The 23,562-nt window shown below is 56.7% G+C and carries 22 protein-coding genes; 11 read left to right on the forward strand and 11 right to left on the reverse strand.

The features are described from left to right. The first annotated feature begins 23 nt into the window (after window positions 1–23). Together MID00_RS14120 and ligA are read left to right on the forward strand one after the other, a co-directional pair. The gene (locus MID00_RS14120; RefSeq protein WP_021446882.1) at window positions 24–1,046 is read left to right on the forward strand and encodes a cell division protein ZipA C-terminal FtsZ-binding domain-containing protein; all 1,023 of its coding nucleotides are present in this window, start codon (window positions 24–26) and stop codon (window positions 1,044–1,046) included. Next, a complete protein-coding gene (gene ligA, locus MID00_RS14125) occupies window positions 1,043–3,130 on the forward strand; it encodes an NAD-dependent DNA ligase LigA (RefSeq protein WP_254498969.1) in 2,088 nt (695 codons plus the stop codon). The genes MID00_RS14120 and ligA overlap by 4 nt, the downstream gene beginning before the upstream one ends. Before the next feature lie 301 nt (window positions 3,131–3,431). On the opposite strand, the gene MID00_RS14130 is transcribed toward ligA, so the two are convergent. The 4 genes from MID00_RS14130 to msrB are packed head-to-tail and all read right to left on the reverse strand — an operon-like array spanning window position 3,432 to window position 5,446. Then, window positions 3,432–4,208: a peptidylprolyl isomerase gene (locus MID00_RS14130; RefSeq protein WP_026483124.1), complete on the reverse strand. Its 777-nt coding sequence runs from the start codon at window positions 4,206–4,208 to the stop codon at window positions 3,432–3,434. Between the two features lie 8 nt (window positions 4,209–4,216). After that, window positions 4,217–4,480 carry a BolA family transcriptional regulator gene (locus tag MID00_RS14135; RefSeq protein ID WP_009456641.1) on the reverse strand — a complete coding sequence of 88 codons (264 nt, stop codon included), beginning with the start codon at window positions 4,478–4,480 and terminating at the stop codon, window positions 4,217–4,219. 7 nt (window positions 4,481–4,487) lie between these two features. Further along, window positions 4,488–5,054, reverse strand: coding sequence for a septation protein A (locus MID00_RS14140; protein WP_009456639.1), 567 nt, complete (start codon window positions 5,052–5,054; stop codon window positions 4,488–4,490). Then, a complete protein-coding gene (gene msrB, locus MID00_RS14145) occupies window positions 5,051–5,446 on the reverse strand; it encodes a peptide-methionine (R)-S-oxide reductase MsrB (RefSeq protein WP_239054505.1) in 396 nt (131 codons plus the stop codon). Before msrB ends, MID00_RS14140 begins: the two co-directional genes overlap by 4 nt. A gap of 339 nt (window positions 5,447–5,785) precedes the next feature. Between msrB and MID00_RS14150 the strand changes: the two genes are divergently transcribed. From MID00_RS14150 to MID00_RS14165, 4 genes are all read left to right on the forward strand, one after another. Continuing rightward, window positions 5,786–6,955, forward strand: a complete 1,170-nt coding sequence (locus MID00_RS14150) for an ABC transporter substrate-binding protein (RefSeq protein WP_009456635.1) — start codon at window positions 5,786–5,788, stop codon at window positions 6,953–6,955. Between the two features lie 138 nt (window positions 6,956–7,093). Next, window positions 7,094–8,131: a branched-chain amino acid ABC transporter permease gene (locus MID00_RS14155; RefSeq protein ID WP_035272757.1), complete on the forward strand. Its 1,038-nt coding sequence runs from the start codon at window positions 7,094–7,096 to the stop codon at window positions 8,129–8,131. A gap of 5 nt (window positions 8,132–8,136) precedes the next feature. Continuing rightward, window positions 8,137–9,969 carry an ATP-binding cassette domain-containing protein gene (locus MID00_RS14160; protein WP_052159445.1) on the forward strand — a complete coding sequence of 611 codons (1,833 nt, stop codon included), beginning with the start codon at window positions 8,137–8,139 and terminating at the stop codon, window positions 9,967–9,969. Continuing rightward, window positions 9,966–10,748, forward strand: a complete 783-nt coding sequence (locus MID00_RS14165; protein WP_026483121.1) for an ABC transporter ATP-binding protein — start codon at window positions 9,966–9,968, stop codon at window positions 10,746–10,748. The genes MID00_RS14160 and MID00_RS14165 overlap by 4 nt, the downstream gene beginning before the upstream one ends. On the opposite strand, the gene MID00_RS14170 is transcribed toward MID00_RS14165, so the two are convergent. The 6 genes from MID00_RS14170 to fdxA form a co-directional block, all read right to left on the reverse strand. Beyond that, window positions 10,745–11,386, reverse strand: a complete 642-nt coding sequence (locus MID00_RS14170; protein ID WP_009456629.1) for an OmpW family protein — start codon at window positions 11,384–11,386, stop codon at window positions 10,745–10,747. The genes MID00_RS14165 and MID00_RS14170 overlap by 4 nt on opposite strands. Before the next feature lie 336 nt (window positions 11,387–11,722). After that, window positions 11,723–12,436: an ATP-binding cassette domain-containing protein gene (locus tag MID00_RS14175; RefSeq protein ID WP_060186482.1), complete on the reverse strand. Its 714-nt coding sequence runs from the start codon at window positions 12,434–12,436 to the stop codon at window positions 11,723–11,725. Window positions 12,437–12,680: 244 nt separating this feature from the next. Then, window positions 12,681–13,319, reverse strand: coding sequence for an endonuclease III (gene nth / locus MID00_RS14180; RefSeq protein ID WP_026483118.1), 639 nt, complete (start codon window positions 13,317–13,319; stop codon window positions 12,681–12,683). Next, complete coding sequence (locus tag MID00_RS14185; protein ID WP_009456623.1) at window positions 13,316–13,957, reverse strand: RnfABCDGE type electron transport complex subunit B; 642 nt, start codon at window positions 13,955–13,957, stop codon at window positions 13,316–13,318. The genes nth and MID00_RS14185 overlap by 4 nt, the downstream gene beginning before the upstream one ends. Window positions 13,958–14,009: 52 nt before the next feature. After that, entirely contained in the window at window positions 14,010–15,233 is a 1,224-nt protein-coding gene (locus tag MID00_RS14190) for a polyhydroxyalkanoate depolymerase (protein WP_009456621.1), read from the reverse strand. A gap of 212 nt (window positions 15,234–15,445) precedes the next feature. Beyond that, window positions 15,446–15,769, reverse strand: a complete 324-nt coding sequence (gene fdxA, locus MID00_RS14195; protein ID WP_009456619.1) for a ferredoxin FdxA — start codon at window positions 15,767–15,769, stop codon at window positions 15,446–15,448. 240 nt (window positions 15,770–16,009) lie between these two features. On the opposite strand from fdxA, the gene pncB reads away from it, so the two are divergent. Next, on the forward strand, window positions 16,010–17,185 hold the full coding sequence (pncB, locus tag MID00_RS14200; protein WP_035272486.1) for a nicotinate phosphoribosyltransferase: 1,176 nt from the start codon (window positions 16,010–16,012) through the stop codon (window positions 17,183–17,185). Between the two features lie 181 nt (window positions 17,186–17,366). Here the strand turns inward: pncB and MID00_RS14205 are convergent, their stop codons facing one another. After that, window positions 17,367–17,885 carry a flavodoxin family protein gene (locus tag MID00_RS14205; protein WP_254498970.1) on the reverse strand — a complete coding sequence of 173 codons (519 nt, stop codon included), beginning with the start codon at window positions 17,883–17,885 and terminating at the stop codon, window positions 17,367–17,369. An 83-nt stretch (window positions 17,886–17,968) separates the two neighbouring features. Here MID00_RS14205 and MID00_RS14210 point away from each other — a divergent pair, with 83 nt between their 5' ends. The 4 genes from MID00_RS14210 (at window position 17,969) to accD (ending at window position 23,384) form a co-directional block, all read left to right on the forward strand. Beyond that, window positions 17,969–20,263, forward strand: a complete 2,295-nt coding sequence (locus MID00_RS14210) for a bifunctional (p)ppGpp synthetase/guanosine-3',5'-bis(diphosphate) 3'-pyrophosphohydrolase (RefSeq protein ID WP_254498971.1) — start codon at window positions 17,969–17,971, stop codon at window positions 20,261–20,263. 75 nt (window positions 20,264–20,338) lie between these two features. Next, window positions 20,339–21,538 (forward strand): tryptophan synthase subunit beta, encoded by a 1,200-nt coding sequence (trpB, locus tag MID00_RS14215; protein WP_009456612.1) that lies wholly within the window; start codon window positions 20,339–20,341, stop codon window positions 21,536–21,538. 16 nt (window positions 21,539–21,554) lie between these two features. Then, on the forward strand, window positions 21,555–22,388 hold the full coding sequence (trpA, locus tag MID00_RS14220) for a tryptophan synthase subunit alpha (protein ID WP_083053270.1): 834 nt from the start codon (window positions 21,555–21,557) through the stop codon (window positions 22,386–22,388). A gap of 117 nt (window positions 22,389–22,505) precedes the next feature. Continuing rightward, window positions 22,506–23,384, forward strand: a complete 879-nt coding sequence (accD, locus tag MID00_RS14225) for an acetyl-CoA carboxylase, carboxyltransferase subunit beta (RefSeq protein ID WP_026483112.1) — start codon at window positions 22,506–22,508, stop codon at window positions 23,382–23,384. The last annotated feature ends 178 nt before the right edge of the window (window positions 23,385–23,562 follow it).

The raw sequence follows: 23,562 nt of genomic DNA on the forward strand, positions 1-23,562 counted from the left end.
GTGTTGATTCGACGGAACTGACAATGAGTGATTTGCAAATCGCACTGATTTTATTGGGCATTTTGCTCATCTTGCTCGTGGTGGTCTTTAACTGGTGGCAAGACCGCCGAGTGCGCCAGCAGATGCAAAGCCAATTCCCGGATGGGGATACCGATCCCTTGATGAGCCAGCTCACCGAGCTGGAACGCCGCGAGCCCAGCATGACGCGTGGCGGCGATTCTGCGTCTGCTGACGGTGAGCACGATGCGGCCGAGGCCGACTGCACGACCGAGGCTGTTATCGATATCAGTTTCAGCCAGCCCGTGGATGCTCAGGATCTGGCTCAGGCCTTGCAATCGGTATCGCGTACCGGTGCCAAGCCTGTGCGTTATTTTGCGGAATGCGAAGGGGGCGGTCATCGTGCTCGCCTGCGTTCGGGCGAGTCCTACGCCAGCATGCAGATTGCCGTTTTGCTGGCCAACCGTAGTGGCCCCTTGTCGGCGATCGAGTGGTCGCAGGTCTGGATGGCTGCGCAAGCGCTGGCACAGCAGTTTGATGGTTCGGTAGAAGGTCCGGAACAGGATGATGTGCTGCGTCGTGCGGCTGCCCTGGATAATACCTGCGCTGATCTGGATGCCCTGGTGGGCGTGTCGGTGCGCTTGCCTGGCCCCATGCCTGCCTCGTCCGTGATTCAAATGGTCAAGGATGCCGGTTTTCTGCCCTTTGGCCAGCAACTGGCCTGGTTGGCAGATTCGGGGCAACCCCGTTTCACCGCCATGTTCGATGGTGTCCAGCCTAAAGATATTCAGTCGGCCAGCATTGAGCGTATCGACTTGCTGCTGGATTTGCCCAACAGCCCGGCGGACGATCATGCCTTCAGCCGCATGGCAACGGTGGCCCGTGATCTGGCCAGCCGTCTGGACGGCGTGGTGCTGGATGATCAAGGTCGCCCCTTGCCCGAGAGCACCGATCAAAACATTGATGAACAACTAAGTAATCTGTACGAACGCCTGGAGCAGGCTGGCTTTACAGCAGGCCAGGAACGTACAGGCAGGATTTTTTCGTGAGCTTGAAGCGAGTACAGCAGTTACATGAAGAACTGGCCCAGCATAACTGGGCCTATTACGTTCAGGATGCGCCCAGCATTTCGGACGCGCAATACGACGCATTGATGAACGAGCTGCTGGCGCTGGAAGCCGAGCACCCGGAATGGATTACTCCGGACTCGCCCACACAGCGTGTGGGTGCAGCGCCACTGGACGGTTTTGATACGGTTCAGCACGCTGTCCCCATGCTGTCCTTGGGTAATGCCTTTGATGCTGAAGAAGTTCAGGCCTTTGACAAGCGTGTCGCCGATACCCTGGTCGAGGCAGGTGTGGTGGGACTGGACCGTCGGGTAGATTATCTGGCCGAATACAAGTTTGACGGCCTGGCGATCAGCTTGCGCTATGAGCAAGGTCTGTTGGTACAGGCATCGACTCGCGGTGATGGCACCACGGGCGAGGACGTCACCAGCAATATTCGCACCATCAAGTCCATTCCTCTGCGCTTGCGTGGCGATGCGGCACAATTGCCCGCCGTGCTGGAGGTGCGAGGCGAGGTTCTGATGAACCGGGCGGACTTTGAGCGCCTGAACGAGAACCAGACCAAGCGTGGCGAGAAAGTATTTGTGAATCCGCGCAATGCGGCCGCAGGCAGCTTGCGTCAGCTGGACCCGAAAATAACTGCCAAACGGCCTTTGCGCTTTTTTGCCTATGGTTGGGGTGAGGTCAGCCCCATGCCTGCCGCGAATCAGCCACAAAGTGCCTTGTTTGCTGAACCCGCTGGCGAGGCACTGCCCCGTGATACCCAATCGGGCATGATGGACTGGCTGGAAAGCCTGGGTATGCCCTTGAGCCGCGACCGTAAAGTCGTGAAGGGCGTGCAGGGCTTGCTGGGTTTCTATGGTGAAACCCAGCAACGTCGCCCCGATTTGCCCTTTGAAATTGACGGTGTGGTTTATAAGGTCAACTCTTTGGCTGCGCAGCGTGTTCTGGGCTATGTGGCCCGTGCGCCGCGCTTTGCCGTTGCTCATAAATTCCCCGCGCAAGAAGAAATGACGCGTGTGGAGAGTATCGAGTTTCAAGTAGGCCGTACCGGGGTTGTCACACCTGTCGCACGTTTGAAGCCGGTGTTTGTGGGCGGTGTCACAGTCACTAATGCCACGCTGCATAACGAAGACGAAGTGCGTCGCAAAGATGTGCGAGCGGGCGATACCGTCGTGGTACGCCGTGCTGGTGATGTGATCCCTGAAGTGGTTGCTGTGGTGTTGGAGCAGCGTCCCGAGAGCAGCGTGCCTTTCGAGATGGTCAAGGAGTGTCCCGCTTGTCAGTCGGCACTGGAGCGTCTGGAAGGAGAGTCTGCCTGGCGTTGTACTGGTGGTCTGATTTGTCCTGCCCAGCGCAAGCAAACCCTGATTCACGCCGCCAGCCGTAAAGCGCTGGATATTGAAGGCTTGGGTGAAAAGCTGGTGGATCAGTTGGTGGAAACCGGGCTGGTGCATACCTTGGCCGATATCTTCAAGCTGCAAGTCGAAAAGTTGGTGCTACTGGAGCGTATGGGACGCAAGTCGGCCGAGAATCTGATCGAGGCGATTGATAAAGTGCGCGAACCGGCCTTGAATCGTCTGATTTACGCCTTGGGCATCCGCCATGTGGGTGAGACCACGGCGCGCGATCTGGCACAGCATTTTGGCTCCTTGCAGGCATTGGAGCAGGCTGATGAAGAAGCGCTGCTGCAGGTCAATGAGGTGGGCCCGGTTGTAGCGGCTTCCGTACGGCACTTTTTCCAGGAGCCGCATAATCGTGAGGCCCTGGATGCGCTGCTGGCGGCTGGGGTCACACCTCAACAGGGGCAAGCCCGCGCCAATAGCGCTAATCTGCCGCTGGCGGGCAAAACGGTGGTCATTACGGGTACGCTACCCAGCATGAGCCGGGACGAAGCTACACGCCGTGTATTGGAAGCAGGGGGCAAGGCCAGTGGCTCGGTCTCCAAAAAGACCGCCTATGTGCTGGCAGGTGCAGAGGCGGGTTCCAAGCTGACCAAGGCGCAGGAGTTGGGCGTGACTATTCTGGACGAAGCCCAGTTCCTGGCTTTACTGGCGGGTGAATAGCGCAGGGGGAAGAAGTGAAGTTCTGCCACCTTGCAGGCTTAGCTTTTTTGCCAAGAGTCTATGAGTCAGCAGGATATTTGCTCTGGTAGCTATTTTTCGACTTTTAGGCAGTGCGCTAAGCACGCACTGCCTTTTGTTTTAATGCGCGTTGAATAGTCCTGGTGGTGGTTCAGCAGTGATCTGGGCTTTTAATTACCGCATGAACGACCTGCACAACAAACAAATATGGCGCCATTGAGGCGCCATATTTGTTTTTCCTGCAAGCCGCCTTATCGGGATGATAAAGCGGCCTGCAAAGCCATTACTTGATATTGGCTTCTTTCAGGATTTTCTGCTGGTACTCGGCCAGCTTGCGCTGACGCATCATTTCTTCCAGCTGAGGCTTCACTTCGGCCATGGCGGGGAAGGTCACAGGGCGAGCATCGTCCACCTGGATGATGTGCCAGCCAAACTGCGACTGCACAGGTGCAGCGCTCAGCTCGCCTTTTTTCATCTTCTCTACAGCCTGAGCGAACTCGGGCACGTAGGTGGAGCTAGGAGCCCAGCCCAGATCGCCGCCTTGCTGGCCGCTACCGGTGTCGATGGAGTCTTTCTTGGCGGCATCAGCAAAGCTGATTTTCTTGGACTTGATCTTGGCCAGCAAATCTTTGGCGGCAGCTTCGTCCTTGACCAGAATGTGGCGCACCTTGTATTCCTGCTGACCTTCTTCCATCGCCTTGATGGTGTTGTATTCCTTGGTCAGGTCGGCGTCGGTGACGGGGTTCTTTTTCAGGTAGTCAGCCATCAGGGCACGGACCAGAATGCTCTGGCGGGCCAGTTCCAGCTCTTGCTGAACCTGGTTGGTCTTGTCGATACCGGCTTTTTCAGCGGCTTGCACCACAGCCAGACGGTTGACCATTTCCTGTTTGACTTGCTCACGCAGCTCGGGCGAGTCCTTGGCGCCTTGCTCGACCAGAACGGCGACGAACTGATCCAGGTCTTTTTGCGTGAGGTTTTTGCCGTTTACGGTGGCAATCGTCTGTGCATAGACGGGAGCAGCCATAGCGCAGGTCAGGGCAAATGCGGCAATACGTTTCATGAGCATCCTTAAGCGGTGGTTTTGGCTTGAATAGCCAATGCGTGAATCGGGAAAGGCATTAGATCGTGGACGCGATCATACACAAGTCTGTGTCGTGCCAGTGTTGAAATTCCATCAAATTGTTTCGAGGCGATGATCACCCGAAAGTGGCTTGCACCACCTTGTGCACCGGCGTGGCCAGCGTGCAGATGGGACTCATTGATGATGTCCAGTTCCGACGGCTCCAGTGCCTGGAGCCGTTCGTGAATCAGGGAAGCAAGTGCGTCTGTCATGGCGAAATCAAGATTTTGGGGGAGTGGAGTTGTCGGAAGAGTCTTGCAGGTAGCGGCCCAGCCACAAGGATTGGGCAACGACAAACACCAGCATCAAACCCAGCAGGCCGAAGGCCTTGAAGTTGACCCATTGGGATTCGGTAAAGTGACCCGAGAAGGCAACGTACAGATTGACCAGGCCCATGGCGACAAAAAAGCTCGCCCAGACCAGGTTTAATTTGTCCCAGACATGGCCGGGCAAGACCAGATGGGTGCCCATGAATTTTTGCATCAGATTGCGATGCATCAGGTAACGTCCGCCCAGCAGCACCAGCGCGAAGATCCAGTACAGCACCGTGGGTTTCCAGCGGATGAAGACATCATTGTGGAAAAACAGGGTGGCACCGCCAAAGACCACAATGACGGCCAGATTGATCCAGTGCGAGGTCTCGATCGCCTTGCTGGTGAGCTTCAGCCACAGTATCTGCAGGACCGAGGCGGCCATGGCCACGCCGGTGGCGACATAAATGTCGGAGAAGCGAAACGCCAGAAAGAACAGTACGAGCGGGAATAGATCAAATAAGAGCTTCTTCATGCTTCGGGTTCAAAAGTCATGGATAGAGAGTTAATGCAATATCGTAGCCCAGTGGGTGGGGGACCGTCTTCAAAGACGTGCCCCAAATGAGCATCGCAGATATTGCAAAGCACTTCGGTACGGCGCATGCCGTGACTGGTATCCAGCTCCTCGCGCACATTGTCCGGGTTCAGGGGCGTGAAGTAGCTGGGCCAGCCGCAACCGGCATCAAACTTCGTGTCCGAGGCAAACAGGGGTGTGCCGCAACCGACGCAGCGGTAGATGCCGGGCGTGGTGGTGTCCCAGTAGCGGCCGGTAAAGGGGCGCTCCGTCCCTTTCTGACGGGTGACATAGAATTCTTCCGGGCTGAGCTGGGCGCGCCACTCAGCGTCTGTTTTACGTACTTTTTCCACGTGTGCTGCCTTATGAAAAACAGTTCAATGCCTACAGGAGGTGCAGTCCTACATAGTAATCGACAATTAGAGTGCGTTTGGAACAGAGGGTTCCAAAGTGCAGATCTTCCTGACCTCCAGTGGGCTCTCCAGTGAAGAAAATCGCGGCACAGGGCACTTAATTAGTGAGCTATCACTTTAGTTAGTGCACTATTTAAACTTTTAATATTTAAGGTAAACACCAATATCTGAAATTCTCGTGACTTGATACGTTTCTGGTATGTGCTGGTGATTATCTGTATTACGATTTTTTGACCGTTAAATCGGTCCACAACAATGAACAAAATTTGGGAGAAAAGGATGAACTGCATTACTACTGGTCGCCTGACGACATTGGCTGCAGCCCTGGCCTTGAGCCTGCCCGTGGCCGTGTCCGCGCAGATCAAGGTGGGTGTGACGGTGGCAGCGACAGGACCGGCGGCCTCGTTGGGCATTCCTGAGCGCAATACAGTCAGCCTGCTGCCTACTGAAGTGGCCGGCCAGAAAATCGAGTACATCGTTCTGGACGATGCAACCGATACCACCGTAGCCGTACGCAATATGCGCAAGCTGATCACCGATGACAAAGTGGACGTGGTGATCGGTACTTCCGTGACCCCCGGTTCCCTGGCCATGGTGGACGTTGCCGGCGAAACCAAGACTCCCATGATCAGTGTGGCCGCCAACGCCAAGATTGTTGATCCTGTGGAAGGCGCCCGTACCTGGGTGTTCAAGACCCCTCAGAATGACCAGTTGATGGCCGGTGCCCTGGCCGATGCCATGGTCAAGCAGAACGTCAAAACCCTGGGCTTTATCGGCTACAACGACGCCTACGGTGACGGCTGGCTGAACGTGATTACCGAAGCCGCTCAAGCCAAAGGCATCAAAGTGCTGGGCGCCGAGCGCTACGGTCGTAACGACACCAGCGTGACCGGTCAGGTTCTGAAGCTGCTGGGCACCAAGCCTGATGCCGTTCTGATCGCCGGTTCCGGCACCCCTGTTGCCTTGCCCCAGCGCGAACTGAAAGGTCGCGGCTACGCTGGCATCATTTACCAGACACACGGTGCCGCCAACAGCGACGTGCTGCGTGTGTGTGGCAAAGACTGTAACGACATGATCTTGCCAGCCGGTCCATTGCTGGTTGCCGAACAACTGCCTGACAGCAGCTCGGTGAAAAAGACCGCCATGGACTACAAGGAAAAATACGAAGCCAAATACGGCGCTGGTTCCATCAATACCTTTGGTGGTCACATGTGGGATGCCGGTCTGCTCGTGACCGAAGCCATTCCGGAAGCCCTGAAGTCCGGCGCCAAGCCAGGTACCCCCGAGTTCCGCGCAGCCCTGCGTGATGCTCTGGAGCAAACCAAGGAACTGGCTGCTTCCCAAGGTGTGTTCAATATGTCTGCAACGGACCACGCCGGTCTGGACAAGCGTGCCCACGTGATTGTGAAAGTGGTCGACGGTAAATGGACGTATCAGCCTGATCTGTAATATCTGACAGGCAAAAACCGGCTCAAGAGCCGGTTTTTTCCAAGGCGGGTGCTGGCTGATCCTGGCACCCGTTCCCGCTACAGGCCTGCGTTTGCCGTAAGCCCTTTGCCCATTTTGTTGTACAGGATGTTGTCCGACATGGATACCACCATCGCTTTAATTTTGTTGCAGGATGGCATATTGAATGGCGCCATCTATGCCTTGCTCGGGCTCGCCCTGGTTCTGGTTTTCCTGGTTACCCGCGTCATCTTTATCCCGCAAGGTGAGTTCGTCACCTTTGGCGCCTTGACCCTGGCCTTTGTGGTCAATGGCCGCATGCCGGGAACCGTTATTTTGCTATTGATCGCTGGTGCGCTGGTGTTCTTGCTGGAGTTGCTCTCTGCCTTGCGCAGCCGCAGCCTGGCCGGCATGCCCCGCAAGTTTCTGGTCAATATCGTGATCCCCGTCGCGGTTTACTTTGCCGCTCCCGCCATTGTCAGCTCGGAGCTGCCATTGTGGGTGGCCGTGCTGTTCTCGCTGGCGGTAGTGATTCCTCTGGGCCCTATGGTCTACCGCCTGGTATACCAGCCTATCGCCGAAGCCAGTGTGCTGGTGCTGCTGATTACCTCGGTGGCCGTGCACTTCGCGCTGACGGGTCTGGGCCTGGTGTTCTTCGGTCCGGAAGGCTGGCGCACGCCTCCCTTCATGGAAGGTGAAGTGTCCCTGGGTGCAGTGAGCTGGTCCGCTCAAACCTTCTTTGTGATGGGCGCCTGCGTGGTCCTGATTCTGGCCTTGTGGGGCTTTTTTGGTAAGACTCTTTACGGTCGCGCCCTGCGTGCCACGGCGGTGAACCGTCGTGGTGCCCGTCTGGTGGGTATCAGTACCAATATGTCCGGCTCCCTGACCTTCACTCTGGCTGCGGCCATCGGTGCCTTGTCAGGCATGCTGATTGCGCCTGTAACGACCATCTACTACGACACGGGCTTTTTGATTGGTCTTAAAGGCTTTGTGGCTGCAATCTTTGGCGGCCTGATCAGCTACCCCGTCACCCTCTTGGGTGCCTTGTTCCTGGGGGTTCTGGAAGCGTTTTCCTCTTTCTGGGCCAGTGCCTACAAAGAAGTTATTGTATTTACCATGGTGATACCGGTGTTGTTGTGGCGCTCCTTCGGTAGCAAGCATGTGGATGATGAGGAGTAAATCACATGAGACACTGGCTGACGCTACTATTTATTGCGGTTCTATTGGTTTTGCCGCAGCTGGGCGCAACGCCCGAATTCTGGATTACCCAGCTTAACTATATTGGCTTGACCAGCTTGGTCGTGCTGGGTCTGGTGTTGTTGACTGGCGTGGGTGGTCTGACTTCTTTTGGTCAGGCTGCATTTGTGGGCCTGGGTGCATACACTACGGCGTACCTGACGGCTCGCCTGGGCTGGTCGCCCTGGTTCAATCTGCTGATTGGCATGGCCATTACCATGATGGTGGCCTACATTCTGGGCGCGATCACACTGCGCTTGTCCGGTCACTTCCTGCCCCTGTGTACCTTGGCCTGGGGCCTGGCCTTGTACTACCTGTTCGGTAACCTGGAGTTCCTGGGGCAGTACGATGGTATTTCCGGTATTGCTCCTTTGGAGTTCTTCGGTATTTCCCTGTCCTCCGGTCGGGATATTTACTACCTGATCTGGGCCTTTGCCTTGCTGGCCATGTGGGGTACGCGTAACTTGCTGAACTCCCGTCCCGGACGTGCTATTCGCGCTCTGAAACACGGCAGCGGCATGGCCGAGTCCTTTGGTGTGAACATGGCCAATTACAAGGTCATCGTGTTCGTTTACGCCGCTTTGCTGGCTTGTGTGTCCGGTTGGCTCTACGCGCACTACCAGCGCGCCGTCTCGCCCAGCCCCTTCGGTTTGAACTACGGTATTGAATACCTGTTCATGGCCGTGTTGGGCGGAGCAGGCAGTGTCTGGGGTGCCGTTCTGGGTTCGGCCCTGGTGCTGAGCCTGAAAGACCAGTTGCAGAACTGGTTGCCCAAACTGCTCAATACCGACATCAACTTCGAGCTGATCGTTTTCGGTATCTTGATGGTTCTGATCTTGCAGTACGCGCGCGACGGTTTGTGGCCCATCCTGCACAAGGCCTGGGAACAGGTTTTCGGTGCACAGAAGCGTCATCAGGCTGCTCCCCCACAAGCCGAGGCTTTGCCTCAACGTGAGCGTCCGCAGGCCGGTTCGCTGGTTCTGGAAGTGAACAAGATTCGCAAGGAGTTCGGTGGTCTGGTGGCTGTGAATGACATCAGCTTCACCTTGAATGCAGGTCAGATCATGGGCCTGATCGGTCCTAACGGTGCGGGCAAGAGCACGACCTTTAACCTGATTACCGGCGTGCTGTCGGCCACCAGTGGTCAGGTCAGCTTTCTGGGGCAGCGGATTGATGGCAAACCTGCACGCGAGATTTCTCGTCTGGGCGTGGGCCGTACCTTCCAGCACGTGCAATTGCTGCCTACCATGACGGTTCTGGAGAACGTGGCACTGGGCGCTCACTTGCGTCGGAATGTCGGTGTGGTGTCCGCCGTCCTGCATACCGAGCGTCGCAGCGAAGCCGAGCTGTTGCACGAAGCGGCTGTTCAGCTGCAGCGTGTGGGTCTGGGTGACTACCTGTACGAAGAGGCGGGCAATCTGGCCCTGGGCCAACAGCGTATTCTGGAAATTGCCCGTGCTCTGGCTTCTGATCCGCTGCTTTTGCTGCTGGACGAACCGGCTGCCGGCTTGCGCTACAAGGAAAAGCAGGAACTGGCCAAAGTGCTGGATCAGCTGCGTAGCGAAGGCATGAGCATTCTGCTGGTGGAGCATGACATGGACTTTGTCATGAATTTGACGGACAAGCTGGTGGTCATGGACTTTGGCACCAAGCTGGCCGAAGGTTTGCCCAAGGAAATTCAGGAAAATCCAGCCGTGCTGGAAGCCTACCTGGGTGGTATTGATGACGACCTGGATCTGGATCAGGTCAATGAGCCCGCCTCGGCAGGAGCAGCGCTATGAGTTCGGCACAATCGAAAGACATTATTCTGAAGGTAGACAATCTGGCGGCTCAGTATGGCAAAGTCAGTGCCGTGATGGGTGCCAGCCTGGACGTGCGTGCCGGCAGCATTGTGACCGTGATTGGTGCCAACGGCGCCGGTAAGTCCACTTTGCTCAATTCCATGATGGGTTCTTTGCCCAGCGTGGGCCGCAGCACAGGCTCGGTGCAGTACGAAGGGCAGGAGATCAGCCATTGGGAAGTGGAGCGTCGCGTTGCGGCCGGTATTTCCCTGGTGCCAGAACGCCGCGAGCTGTTTGGCAGCATGACAGTAGAAGACAATCTGCTGCTGGGCGGTTTTCGCCTGTATCGTGCCCGCCATCCCGGTTGGCGCGACACCATGGACAAGGTTTACACCTTGTTCCCACGCTTGAAAGAGCGTCGTACTCAGCTGGCAGGGACTTTGTCAGGTGGGGAGCGGCAGATGCTGGCCGTAGGCCGTGCCTTGATGGCACAACCCAAAGTGCTGATGCTGGATGAACCCAGCCTGGGCCTGGCGCCGCGTGTGGTGCGGGAGATCTTCATGATCATTGCCCGACTGCGCAGTACCGGCGTGGCCATCTTGTTGGTCGAGCAAAATGCGCGTGCCGCTTTGCAAGTGGCTGACTACGGTTATGTTCTGGAGACGGGCGATGTGGTGCTGCAAGGGCCCGCGTCTGACCTGGCTCATAATCCCCGAGTGATAGAAAGCTATCTGGGCTTGGGGCAGGGCAAACGCGAGCAGGAAGAGGCGACAGCTTAGAAGCGGTAGCCGACCCCGATGGTGGCAACCACGGGGTCCAGCTTGGCTTTGCCAATGGACTGGCCGTTCAGCTTCACGTCTGGGCGGATGCTGATGTAACGCACGTCAGCATTCAGGAACCAGTTCTTGTCCAGCTTGTAATCCACACCGACCTGGGCTGCAAACCCCCAGCTGTTTTTCAGCTTCAGGTCGGAACCCGCCAGAGCACCGCGCGACTCGGTGTCAAAGAACATGGTGTAGTTCACGCCCACGCCCACATAGGGCTGGAAGTCGCTGTCAGGTAGGAAGTGGTATTGCAGGCTCAGGGTTGGGGGCAAGTGCTTGGTCTTGCCGATACGACCCAGATTGCTGTCGATATTGTGCTGGAAGGGGAAAGCGCCCAGCAGCTCAATACCAATATTGCGGGTGGCCATGTAAGTCAGCGAGAAGCTGGGGCGGGCATTATTGCCTACGTCCAGCTTGACGGTGCCATCAGCCACAGAGCCGTTATTGGATTTTGGGGATACCCAGGTCACGCCACCTTTGAGCAAGAAATCACCCGCTTCGTGTGTTTGGCCTTGAGGTGCGTACAAAACAGCGGCCAGTCCAACAGCAAGCAAGGACAGGTGCAGACCTGGAATCAAGTGGCGGGATTTCATAGGAGCTCCGTAGGTGTGTGTAAAGCCTACAGAGTGCATGAGGGCTGGGCCTGCGGATTTGATCCAAAGCAAGCTTCAGAGGTAGTTGGCCGCCTGACCTTGTTGTAGATCAAGTAAGCAGAATTCATGCGGGGCCAATTTGGCCGCTATGTCTGTTTTTAGCATCACCTGGTAACAGCCCGGAAATGGAAAGCCTTGGAACCTGTCCGGTTATTTCTGGGCGTTTTTCCACTTTTCGGGATGCCTGTTTATTGGGATCCTGGGATCCTGTACCTGCCTTCTAGGCAAGGACAAGCAGGGGGAAAACGCAGGTTTGGAGCTTGGCGAATCAAGTGCTCATACATTCAGGAGTGCGTGCAGGGCTTCGTATTTATGGCTTAATTCGTTGCGGCTGAATCGCTCGATAATTTGCCCTTGTTCCAGCACATGAAACTGATCGCTGAACTCTGCCGAGAAATGCGGGCATTGTTCGGCCAGCACAATGGTGTAGCCCTCATTGCGCAGCGTGCAGATCAACTTGCTCAGTGTCTGGGCCTGCACCGGGGCCAAGCCCTCGGATACCTTATCCAGAAGCAGCAGATTCACACCCGTGCGCAGCAAGCGCGCAATCGCCAGTATCTTTTGTTCCCCAGTAGACAGGTGGGTAGCCATATGGTGGCGACGCTGCTCCAGACTGGGCAATAGTTCATAGATTTGTACCAGCGACATTCCACCACCCAGGGCTGTTCCTATAGCAGGCGGCAGCAGGAGATTTTCCTCGCAGCTCAAGCCGGTAAAAATGCTTTGTTCGTAGGGGCTGTAGCCCACGCCCAGATCTGCCAGCTGATGCTGGTTCAGGTGAATGGCTTCGGTGCCTTGGATACGGATGGAGCCGCGGCGGCTATCCGTTAAACCCACGATGGCGCGTAGCATGGCGCTGCGGCCGGCCCGGTTGCGGCTCAAGACAGTGCAGATTTCGCCGGAAGCGACCTGCAAATTCAAACCGCGCAAGAGCGGGAACTCTCGGTGCCAGGCGTACAGATTCTCAATATCCAGGGCAGCCCGTGTCATGAGAACGCTCCTTGTCGTGAGTCGTCAATATGGGCCTGTACGTTGGCTGGTCGGCGCAGGAACCCGTTACGCGTCCTTTGCCTCTTACCGCGGTGATTCCATCGCCAGCAAACTATAGGCAGAGTCCTTCATGCGTTTCAGTATGGAAGCGCCGACGAAGCAAAACTATGCGGGTTTGTCATAGGATGGTCCGGTTTAATGCACTGTTTGGTAAACAAATGTTGTTAAACCGGGTATGTGTTACTTAAGTGTTAACGGTTTTCGGTTTGAAGTCGCACAAATCCGAGATGCCGCACTGGGGGCACTTGGGCTTGCGGGCTACACAAATGTAGCGGCCATGCAAAATCAGCCAGTGGTGAGCGTCCAGCAAAAAAGGCTTGGGTATGACTTTCTCCAGCTTCTTTTCCACTTCGACCACGTTCTTGCCGGGCGCAATGCCGGTGCGGTTCGCGACACGGAAAATATGTGTGTCTACCGCAATGGTGGGCAGGCCAAACGCGGTGTTCAAGACCACGTTGGCAGTTTTACGACCTACACCGGGAAGCGCTTCCAGAGCGGCGCGATCACAGGGAACCTTGCCTTGATGCAAGTCCAGCAGCATCTGACAGGTCTTGATGACATTGGCGGCCTTGGTCTTGTACAGACCGATGGTCTTGATGGCCTCGCGCAAGCCTTCTTCACCCATGGCCAGAATTCCTTCGGGTGTGCCATGCTCGGGAAAGAATCGGGCTGTGGCCAGGTTCACGGAGCGATCAGTGGCCTGAGCCGACAAAATCACGGCAATCAGCAGCTGAAAGGTGTCAGCGTATTCCAGTTCGGTAGTGGGTTTGGGGTTGGCAGCCTGAAAACGACTGAAAATCTCGTAGCGCTTGGCAGCGTTCATGGTGTGGTTCCGCTTGCAGTCTTGCTGGCACGGCGGGCACGGGCGCGAGCCAAGGCAGAGGCGATGGATGCCTCGCGTTTATCAGCCTGATCGGCATCATTGGCCAGAACGGGTTTATTGGCCAGGGTACGGGCCGCCAGGTCCGAGCTTTCCTTGTGGCGATTCAGCAGGCGCTCCCGGCGCTGTTCGGTATCCAGACGTGCTTGAGCGGCCTGTTCGGCGCTCCAGTCGTCGGTGGGCACCATGCTGATGCAGTCCACCGGACAGGGTGGTACACAGAGCTCACAGCCCGTGCAGCGATCGGCCAGCACGGTATGCATCAGCTTGTTGGCGCCAATAATGGCGTCCACCGGACAGGCTTGAATGCACAAGGTGCAACCAATACAGTGTTCTTCGATAATCACCGCCCGACTGGGGCCGGTGAATTCGCCACAGGACGGATCCAGGGGCAGGGCCTCACGACCCAGCAGCTCGGCCAGGGCTTGTACGCCTTCCTGCCCGCCTGGCGGGCAGCGGTTGATCGCCTCGCCCTCAAGCGCGATGGCTTGGGCATAGGGCAGACAGGCGTCGTAACCACAGCGGGTGCACTGGGTTTGAGGGAGCAGGGCGTCAATGCGCCGTATTAAGGTGTCGGACATGAATGCAAAAACGGGGCCAACTGGCCCCGTCAGAAACGGCCTGAGCCAAATATCAGTTGTGCTGACGGATGAAGTCCCTGATTTTAGGACAGATCAGCGTGCGCCAGCGACTTCCGGAGAAAATCCCGTAATGCCCACAGTTGGGTGCGGTGAATTGTTGCTTGAGTTCAGGGGCAATTTTTGCGCACAGCGCTTGAGCCGAATGGGTCTGGCCCTGGCCGGAAATATCGTCCAGTTCGCCCTCAATGGTGAACAAGGCTACGCCATCAATATCTTGTGGGCGCACCTGTTCGCCATGCACGTGCCATTGGCCCTTGGGCAGGCGGTGCTCCTGGAACACAATGCGGATCGTGTCCAGATAGAACTCGGCAGGCATATCCAGCACGGCATTGTATTCGTCGTAGAAACGGCGGTGTGCTTGTGCGTCGTCATCATCACCCTTGATCAGATGCTGATAAAAGTCGTAGTGCGAGCTGACGTGACGATCCGGATTCATGGCCACAAAGCCGGCATGCTGCAAAAAGCCGGGGTACACGCGACGGTGAGCACCGGGGTACTTGGTGGGCACGCGATGAATCAGATTGTTTTCAAACCAGGAGTAGGACTTGGTCGTGGCCAGACGGTTCACCTCCGTAGGCGACTGACGCGTGTCGATGGGACCACCCATCATGATCATGCTGCGCGGCATCACGGCCGAGCGGCGGGTCGCCATTAGCGAGACGGCAGCCAGTACTGGCACTGTGGGTTGGCAAACCGACATGACGTGCACCTTCGAGCCCAGCGCCTGGATGAACTCCTGCACATACAGAACGTAATCGTCCAGATGGAAGGGGCCGGCCGAACGGGGCACCATGCGGGCATCAATCCAGTCGGTGACATAGACGGAGTGATCGGGCAACAGCGCACGTACGGTTTCACGCAGCAAGGTGGCGTGGTGGCCGGACAAAGGGGCTACCAGCAAAATTGTGGGGTCCTGAGCGGCTTTGGGGTGATCGCGCTCGAAGTGGATCAACTTGCAGAAGGGCTTGCTCAGGTGTTCGACCTCGCGCACGGCAACGGTCTGGCCGTCGATCCGGGTTTCGTTCAGCCCCCAGGCTGGCTTTTCGTAATCCTTGCCGATACGGTGTACCAGTTCAGAGGCCGCCGCCAGTTGGCGCGACAGGGGCGTGTAGGCCAGTGGACTGTATGGGTTGGAGAACCATTGGGAGCTGGTGCCGGTAAAGGCAGCCAGCGGGGCCAGAAAGGACCGCTGAAGTTCGTGCAGATCGTAAAGCATAGTGTGCGCCTTGGTGTTGCCTAATTTGATACAGAGGAATGTATATGCTTATTCCTGTGGGAAACAATACGACGTTTACCGTTCCTCTGTACTTGGGATTTTCCCTTGCTGCAGTGCGGCAAGTTTTTTTATCAAAAGGCGAGATTGGGCGCAAGAGTGGCTGGATAGGAACGCAGCCACCGGGTCGGACTTCTATAGAGCGAGCGAAGGGCTTAGCGCTCCAGATACTGTAGTTTGTTCTCCACACCGTTCCAGTCGTCCGCATCTTCCAGCGGTTTCTTGGAGCGGTTGATGCTGGCAAAAATAGGCGTCAGTTCTGCGTTCAGTTCGATGAAGGGAACTTGATCCTGCGGCACATCTTCTTCAGCAAAAATGGCATTGGCCGGGCATTCGGGAATACAGACGGCGCAGTCAATGCACTCGTCCGGGTCAATCACCAGAAAGTTCGGGCCTTCACGAAAACAGTCGACGGGGCACACATCCACACAATCGGTGAATTTGCACTTGATACAGTTTTCGGTGACGACGTGGGTCATTTCAGTAACACTCCTGCGGTATCGCTAAGGCGGTCAGTCACGGCAAAGGGCCGTGGATGGGGTGCGCGACAACGCACAGGGCCTGAACGATAAAAATGGGATTTAAATCGAATCTTTCGATTTTAACGAATATTCAGCTTCTTGCTTATTGAGATGGCGCAATAGCTCACCTGCTAGATAGCTGTACGCAAGAACTGGCGCCCGTGCTATGGTTGCGCAATCAAAATCGGTAGGTTTGTGATGATCATTACCTCTTTACTTGATACGGACCTGTACAAGTTTTCCATGATGCAGGTTGTTTTGCATCATTTCCCGGCTGCGCACGTGGAGTATCGCTATAAGTGCCGTACTCCCAATATTAATTTGAGCCAGTACCTGGACGAGATTCGGGCGGAAATTCACGCGCTGTGCCAGTTGCGTTTTTCAGACGCCGAGCTGGATTATTTGCGTAGCCTGCGCTTTATCAAAAGCGACTTCGTCGATTTTCTGGGCCTGTTCCACCTGCCCGAGCGCTGCATTCAGGTGCAGGCCGGTGATGTGCCCGGCGAGATCGAAATTTCGGTTCAGGGGCCCTGGCTGCACACGATCCTGTTCGAGATCCCGGTGCTGGCCATTGTGAACGAGGTTTACTTTCGCAACGAATGTCCGCAGCCACCATGGGCAGAAGGGCGCGAGCGTCTGCAGTCCAAGATGCGGCTGGTGGTGGATGATCCAGCCCTGAGCGACTTTCGTGTGGCTGACTACGGTACGCGCCGCCGTTTTTCCAAGCAGTGGCACGAAGAAGTGGTCACTACCATGATCGAGCAGATGAAGCCGCACTTTGCGGGCACCAGCAACGTCTGGTTGGCCATGAAGTATGGGGTGACGCCGCTAGGCACCATGGGCCACGAATACTTGCAGGCTTGTCAGGCTCTGGGCCCCCGTTTGCGTGACTCGCAGATTTTTGCTCTGGAAGTGTGGGCCAAAGAGTATCGCGGTGATTTGGGCATTGCCTTGTCGGATGTCTACGGCATGGATGCCTTCCTGCGCGACTTTGACATGTACTTCTGCAAGCTGTTTGACGGTGCTCGTCATGACTCGGGTGACCCATTCATTTGGGGCGAGCGCTTGCTGGCGCACTATCAGGCCAACCGTACCGATCCACGTACCAAGACCTTGGTGTTCTCTGACGGTTTGACCATACCCAAAGCCATTGAGCTGGCCCTGCGTTTTGCCGGCCGCTGCAAGGTGTCCTTCGGGATTGGCACCAACCTGACCAATGACCTGGGCCATGAGCCCTTGCAGATTGTCATGAAGATGGTGCGTTGCAATGGCCAGCCCGTGGCGAAAGTCTCGGATGCGCCTGAAAAGACCATGTGTGATGATCCGGCGTATCTGGCTTACTTGCGGCAGGTTTTTCAGCTGCCTCCGGCTTAGAGCTTGAGGCTTCCCTTCTTGAGGTCCTTGCTGCTTGAGGCAAATGCTGCTTGGGTAGGGGAGCTAAGGGCATCGTAGTCAGTGATGCTCGTGATTTCAGGCGGGCGGCATCGTTTTAAAGCGATAAAGCCATAGCACTAAAAGTTTGAATCAAAGCCCTTTGCACACGCAAAGGGCTTTTTCATAGACACAGCAGTGCCGCCAGATGCCCTCCGGCCTCTCGTGCCTGGGCAATTTGCTCTTCACTCAAGGTCTTGGGAGCCAGAATGGCTTCCGGCGTCTGGGCATGAAAATTGAAGATACGGATGGGGGCGGCCAGCTCCAGCCGCCAGCCCGTACAAATCCGCTCCAGTTGCCGTTGCACACCTTGCCCGTCGCTACCCGCACTGATCAGGGCGGAATAAGGACGCCCGTTGAGTTGATCCAGCACCTCGTAGTAGTTCCGGTCCAGACACTCTTTCATGGCACCGCTCAGACTGCCCAGATTCTCGGGCGCGCAGAACAAATAGGCGTGGGAATCGCGCAAATCCTGTGCTTGCACCTGATCACAATGCAAGCGTTTGATACAGACCTGCTCTGTCTCGCCCAGTTCTTTGAGGACCTGCAGCGCGCCTTCCTCGGCCTGTTCGGCCAGTTGACGGGCGGCGCCGGTACGGGAGTGCCAAATCAACAGAAGCTGGCGGCATGTGTTCAGACTCATAAGCTCTTACTCGCGGTGATAGACTAGCGTCTACAGTATAGAGAGCCACTTCAGCGCTGAGTGGCCACATCGACGTAATCCACATGAATCACACCGCTTCTCCCCCTATGGCCGAGTCGGCCTTCAATCCTCAATGGTTCGCGCAAGCCAGCCACGGACTGGATGAAGCAGGGCGTACGCTATTGCAGGCGGCTGCCGACTGGGCGGGGCCTATTTTGCTGGATCTGGCCGGAAGTACCGGCGAACCCTTGGACAGCCATTGCGCTCAGGTCGCGCTTATTTTGGCTGGCTTGGGTGTGGACGCTCAAACCCGTGCCAGCGCCTTGCTGGCCGTCACTCCTGCTCCTGGGCCGGAGGTCAAGCAGGACCCGGTTCAGAAAGCCTTTGGTGCCGAAGTCATGACGTTGGTACGTGGCTCGCGAGCCTTGTACCGTCTGGGTTCGCTGACAGGCCAGGCCAAGGAGCAGACAGGCGGGGGCGATCAAAAGGAAATGAAGCGCAAGATGCTGCTGGCGATGGCCGCTGACTTGCGCATTGTGATGATGCGCCTGGCTTCGCGCCTGCAGTCCTTGCGCTGGTATCGGCAGTCCAAGACCGTCTGCCCGGTCGAGTTTGCGCGTGAAACGCTGGAGCTTTATACGCCCTTGGCGAATCGTTTGGGGATTTGGCAGATCAAGTGGGAAATGGAAGATCTGGCCTTTCGCTTTCTGAATCCCGAGGTCTACAAGAATATTGCCAGTAAGCTGGAAGACAAGCGCGTAGAGCGCGAAACCCTGATCAGTCAGGTCCGCGACCAACTGCTGGCAGCCTTGAAACGCGAGCATATCGTGGCTGAGGTTTCAGGCCGGCCCAAGCATATCTTCAGTATCTGGAACAAGATGCGCAACAAGCATCTGGATTTCGATCAGCTGTTTGATCTGCGCGCCTTGCGTGTCATTGTTGATGACGAGCGCAGCTGCTACCACACCCTGGCGGTGGTGCATTCGCTGTGGACGCCGGTGCCCGAGGAGTTTGACGATTACATCTCCCGGCCCAAGCCCAATGGCTACCGTTCCCTGCATACCGTTATTGCGGATGCACAGGGGCGCTGCTATGAAATCCAGATCCGCACACGCGACATGCACCAGTTCGCGGAATACGGGATGGCTGCCCATTGGCGCTACAAGGAAGCTGGAGCCCAGGGCGGACAGCAGGTGGCCGATGGTGAGGACGATAGAAAGATCGCCTGGATGCGTCAATTGCTGGCCTGGGACAGGGAGGCGTCCACCTCGAACGCTACCGAGCCTGCCCCGCAAGCAGACAGCAGCAAAGATTCGGCTTCCGAAAAGGTAGTGGAGCCCGTTGCCAGCAAGAAACCGGCTGTTGCCAGGCCTTTGAAGGCTCAGGAAGACGAACATATTTATGTGCTGACGCCGCAGGCTCGGGTTATCGAGCTGCCTGTGGGGGCGACGCCGGTGGACTTTGCCTACTACCTGCATACCGATCTGGGCCACCGTTGCCGGGGTGCGCGGGTTGATGGACAGATGGTGCCTTTGTCCACGCGCTTGTCGACTGGTCAGACGGTAGAGATTGTGGCGGCCAAATCCGGCGGTCCATCGCGTGACTGGCTGAACGTGCAGTTGGGCTTTCTGGCCAGCCCACGCTCGCGCTCCAAGGTGCGCGCCTGGTTCAACGCGATTGAGTTGCAGCAGCGCATCTCTCAAGGCCAGAGCATGGTCGAAAAAGAGTTACAACGACTGGGTCGTACGGCCGTGAATCTGGAGCAGATGGCGCAACAGCTGGGCTTTGCCAAGGCGGATGACCTGTATGTTGCCGTGGCCAAGGATGAGTTCAGCCTGCGCCAGGTGGATGCCTTGTTCCGTGAGGATGTGCAGGAGGAAGAACCCGTACAGCGTGTGTTTGATGCGGCCCGGGAAAGTGTTTCCAAGACCGGGAAAAGCGGCGTGCTGGTGGTGGGTGTAGATTCGCTAATGACGCAGCTGGCCCGTTGCTGCCGTCCCGCACCCCCTGATCTGATTGCTGGTTTTGTGACTCGTGGTCGGGGCGTGTCCATACACCGTGCTGACTGCAAGTCCTACCAGGAACTGGCTGATCGACAACCTGAAAGGGCTATTAGCGTCGATTGGGGCGATACGGGGGAGACTCAGTATCCCGTGGATCTGGCCATTGAGGCTCAGGAGCATCCCAGCCTCTTGCGTGATCTCTCGGAAGTGTTTGCCCGCCTGCGTTTGAACGTAACGGGTATCAACACCTTGAGTCGCCGCTCGTTGACGCGCATGATATTTACTATTGAAGTGCGTGATGGCGAGCAAATTCAAAAGGCTTTAGCGGCCTTGAACGAGTTATCGGGCGTCAGCGCCCGCCGCTACTCGTCCTGAACTGCTAAAATCGGTAAACCTAAACCTCGCGGGCGTTGTGCCCGCGATTGTTCTTGTCAATCAAGAGAGCGAGCTTTGAAAACCTATACCTTGCCCGACCCGGATGGACATTTTGGTCAGTTTGGTGGTTCGTTTGTCGCTGAAACGCTGGTCCACGCCCTGGACGAGTTGAAAGCAGCCTACGAACAGTATCGGAACGATCCTGAGTTTCTGCGCGAGTTTCACTACGAACTCAAGCATTTTGTCGGTCGTCCCAGCCCCGTGTACCATGCCCGTCGATGGTCGGAGCAACTAGGTGGAGCTCAGATCTGGTTCAAGCGCGAAGATCTCAATCACACTGGCGCACACAAGATCAACAATTGTATCGGTCAGATTCTGCTGGCTCGCCGCATGGGCAAGCCACGCATTATTGCTGAAACCGGTGCAGGCCAGCACGGCGTGGCAACGGCTACGGTCGCCGCCCGCTATGGTCTGGAGTGTGTGGTCTACATGGGTAGCGAGGACGTGCGCCGTCAGGCTTCCAATGTGTACCGCATGAAGTTGTTGGGTGCGACGGTCGTTCCTGTGGAATCCGGTTCGCGCACCCTGAAAGACGCGCTGAACGAAGCCATGCGCGACTGGGTCACCAATATCAGCAATACCTTCTACATCATTGGCACGGTGGCTGGCCCTCATCCTTACCCGATGATGGTGCGCGACTTCCAATGCGTGATCGGTGACGAGTGCGTGGAGCAAATGCCTCAGGACGCCGGTCGTCAGCCTGACTACGTTTTGGCGTCGGTGGGCGGTGGTTCCAATGCCATGGGCATTTTCTACCCCTACATCGAGCACAAGGATGTGGAGCTGATCGGAGTGGAAGCGGCTGGCCGCGGTCTGGATACGCTGGAGCACTCGGCTTCCCTGAACAAGGGCATGGTGGGTGTGCTGCACGGTAACCGTACCTATGTGCTGCAGGACGATGACGGTAACGTCATGCCTACGCACTCGGTGTCGGCTGGCCTGGATTACCCCGGTGTGGGTCCCGAGCACGCCTGGCTGAAAGATTGTGGCCGTGCGCAATACGCCACCTGCACCGATGAAGACGCCCTGAAAGCGTTTCACGATTGCTGCCGCATCGAAGGCATCATGCCCGCGCTGGAGTCCTCGCACGCGCTGGCCCATGCGGCTCGCATTGCCCCGACTTTGCCCAAGGATAAAATCATCCTGGTCAGTTTGTCTGGTCGCGGTGATAAGGACATGCACACGGTCGCCGAGTACGGCGGCTTGACTCTGTAAGCAATCGGGAACGGATATGTCGAGTAATGTGCGTCTGAAAAAGACGTTTGAAGGTTTGAACGGGCGCTGTGCCCTGGTGCCTTATATTACGGCCGGAGACCCTTCGGTGCCTGCTACCGTGGCCTTGATGCATGCCTTGCGTCAGGCCGGGGCAGATGTCATTGAATTGGGTGTGCCGTTTTCTGATCCCACTGCCGATGGCCCGGTGATTCAGCAAGCGGCTGAACGTGCCATCAGCCGTGGTGTGGGCTTGCGTAAAGTGCTGGAGATTGTGCAGCAGTTTCGCTTGATCGACGAGGAAACGCCGGTTGTTCTGATGGGTTACGCCAATCCTATTGAGCGTATCGGTCAGGCTGAATTTGCTGTCATGGCAGGCAAGGCGGGTGTGGACGGTGTGCTGACGGTGGACTACCCACCTGAGGAGTCCGAGGATTTCACCCGTTTGCTGACCGAGCAGGGCGTGGATACCATTTTCCTGCTCTCGCCTACGTCCACGGACGAGCGTATTGCCAAGGTAGCCGCTTTGGCGCAGGGCTATGTGTATTATGTGTCCCTGAAAGGTGTGACCGGTTCGGCCCAGATTGATGTGGCTGATGTGGAACAACACTTGCAGCGTATTCGTCAGCACGTCAAAATTCCGGTCGGAGTGGGTTTCGGGATTCGGGACGCGCAAAGCGCCAAAGCTATTTCCCGTAGTGCGGATGCAGTTGTCATTGGCTCCAAGCTGATCCAGACCATGGAACAGGCTGTGCAGGAGAACGCTGGCAAAGAGCAAAAGGATATGGATGCGGCTGCGGTTGCAGCAGCCAGCCAATGGCTCGCACAGATACGTCAGGCACTGGATAATTAGCCTAAATACCTATTCCGCGTATAGAATCATCTGCCTGTTCTTTAGGAACAGGCGCTTTTTTTCAGAATAAAGAGCTTGGTGGGCCGGGTGCCGGCCAGGCGAAAACAGGATCTAACAATGAGCTGGATCGAGAAAATACTCCCGCCGCGAATTAACCGTAACCCCGAAAGCAGCCGTCGCGTTCCCGAAGGGCTGTGGGTGAAATGTCCGTCGTGTGAGTCTGTGCTCTACAAGGAAGATCTCCAGGCCACCTTGAATGTCTGCCCCAAATGCAGCCATCACATGCGCATTGGTGCTCGTGCCCGGATCAAGTCCTTGCTGGACCCTGAAGGCCAGACCGAGATTGGTTCCAACACCCGTCCTATGGACCCCTTGAAGTTCCGCGATTCGCGCAAGTACACCGAGCGCGTTTCCGAGGCGGCCAAGCAGACGGGCGAAACTGAAGCCATGGTGGTCATGAGCGGCACGATTCTGTCTGTGCCTGCCGTGGTGGCCTGCTTCGAGTTTGAATACATGGCCGGTTCCATGGGTTCCGTGGTGGGCGAACGTTTCACACGTGGTGTGCAGGCGGCTATTGCCAACCGCAGTCCTTTTATTTGCGTGGCCGCTTCGGGTGGTGCGCGTATGCAGGAGAGCTTGTTCTCTCTGATGCAGATGGCCAAGACGACGGCTATTTTGGCTGAATTGTCCGAGGCGGGCTTGCCGTTCATCAGTATTTTGACTGATCCCACCATGGGTGGTGTGTCGGCCAGTTTCGCTTTTATGGGCGATGTGGTGATTGCCGAGCCTAATGCCTTGATCGGTTTTGCCGGTCCTCGCGTGATTGAGCAGACTGTGCGCGAGAAACTGCCCGAAGGCTTCCAGCGTGCCGAGTTCTTGCTGGAGAAGGGCGCTATCGATATGGTGGTTGATCGTCGCGAGCTGCAGCGTGAGCTGGCCGAGTTGCTGGCTTTGCTGACTCGTCAGCCGGCTGAGGCTGTGTCGCGGCATTCTTGATTGCCAAGGAATTGCTAAAGAAGAACGCCACCTGGGTTTAGGTGGCGTTTTTTTTGGGCTGCCGTGTTTTTGTTTTTTTGCAAAGCGGTTTTTGGTATTGAGGCGTTGGCTTGTGAGTTGAAGCTTCAGGGCGAGATTGGGTTGGTTTTCTTGGTGTGGGGAGTACGACCCTGGGGCG

The organism is Alcaligenes sp. NLF5-7, assembly GCF_024266725.1.
Taxonomy (GTDB): Bacteria; Pseudomonadota; Gammaproteobacteria; order Burkholderiales; family Burkholderiaceae_B; genus Alcaligenes; species Alcaligenes phenolicus.

Bases quoted from the DNA above. Each gene is read 5' to 3' on its own strand.
- MID00_RS14120 (WP_021446882.1), top strand. From the start codon at position 24: ATGAGTGATTTGCAAATCGCACTGATTTTATTGGGCATTTTGCTCATC.
- MID00_RS14130 (WP_026483124.1), bottom strand. From the start codon at position 4,208: ATGAAACGTATTGCCGCATTTGCCCTGACCTGCGCTATGGCTGCTCCC.
- MID00_RS14135 (WP_009456641.1), bottom strand. From the start codon at position 4,480: ATGACAGACGCACTTGCTTCCCTGATTCACGAACGGCTCCAGGCACTG.
- MID00_RS14140 (WP_009456639.1), bottom strand. From the start codon at position 5,054: ATGAAGAAGCTCTTATTTGATCTATTCCCGCTCGTACTGTTCTTTCTG.
- MID00_RS14150 (WP_009456635.1), top strand. From the start codon at position 5,786: ATGAACTGCATTACTACTGGTCGCCTGACGACATTGGCTGCAGCCCTG.
- MID00_RS14155 (WP_035272757.1), top strand. From the start codon at position 7,094: ATGGATACCACCATCGCTTTAATTTTGTTGCAGGATGGCATATTGAAT.
- MID00_RS14160 (WP_052159445.1), top strand. From the start codon at position 8,137: ATGAGACACTGGCTGACGCTACTATTTATTGCGGTTCTATTGGTTTTG.
- MID00_RS14165 (WP_026483121.1), top strand. From the start codon at position 9,966: ATGAGTTCGGCACAATCGAAAGACATTATTCTGAAGGTAGACAATCTG.
- MID00_RS14170 (WP_009456629.1), bottom strand. From the start codon at position 11,386: ATGAAATCCCGCCACTTGATTCCAGGTCTGCACCTGTCCTTGCTTGCT.
- MID00_RS14175 (WP_060186482.1), bottom strand. From the start codon at position 12,436: ATGACACGGGCTGCCCTGGATATTGAGAATCTGTACGCCTGGCACCGA.
- nth (WP_026483118.1), bottom strand. From the start codon at position 13,319: ATGAACGCTGCCAAGCGCTACGAGATTTTCAGTCGTTTTCAGGCTGCC.
- MID00_RS14185 (WP_009456623.1), bottom strand. From the start codon at position 13,957: ATGTCCGACACCTTAATACGGCGCATTGACGCCCTGCTCCCTCAAACC.
- MID00_RS14190 (WP_009456621.1), bottom strand. From the start codon at position 15,233: ATGCTTTACGATCTGCACGAACTTCAGCGGTCCTTTCTGGCCCCGCTG.
- fdxA (WP_009456619.1), bottom strand. From the start codon at position 15,769: ATGACCCACGTCGTCACCGAAAACTGTATCAAGTGCAAATTCACCGAT.
- pncB (WP_035272486.1), top strand. From the start codon at position 16,010: ATGATCATTACCTCTTTACTTGATACGGACCTGTACAAGTTTTCCATG.
- MID00_RS14205 (WP_254498970.1), bottom strand. From the start codon at position 17,885: ATGAGTCTGAACACATGCCGCCAGCTTCTGTTGATTTGGCACTCCCGT.
- MID00_RS14210 (WP_254498971.1), top strand. From the start codon at position 17,969: ATGAATCACACCGCTTCTCCCCCTATGGCCGAGTCGGCCTTCAATCCT.
- trpA (WP_083053270.1), top strand. From the start codon at position 21,555: ATGTCGAGTAATGTGCGTCTGAAAAAGACGTTTGAAGGTTTGAACGGG.
- accD (WP_026483112.1), top strand. From the start codon at position 22,506: ATGAGCTGGATCGAGAAAATACTCCCGCCGCGAATTAACCGTAACCCC.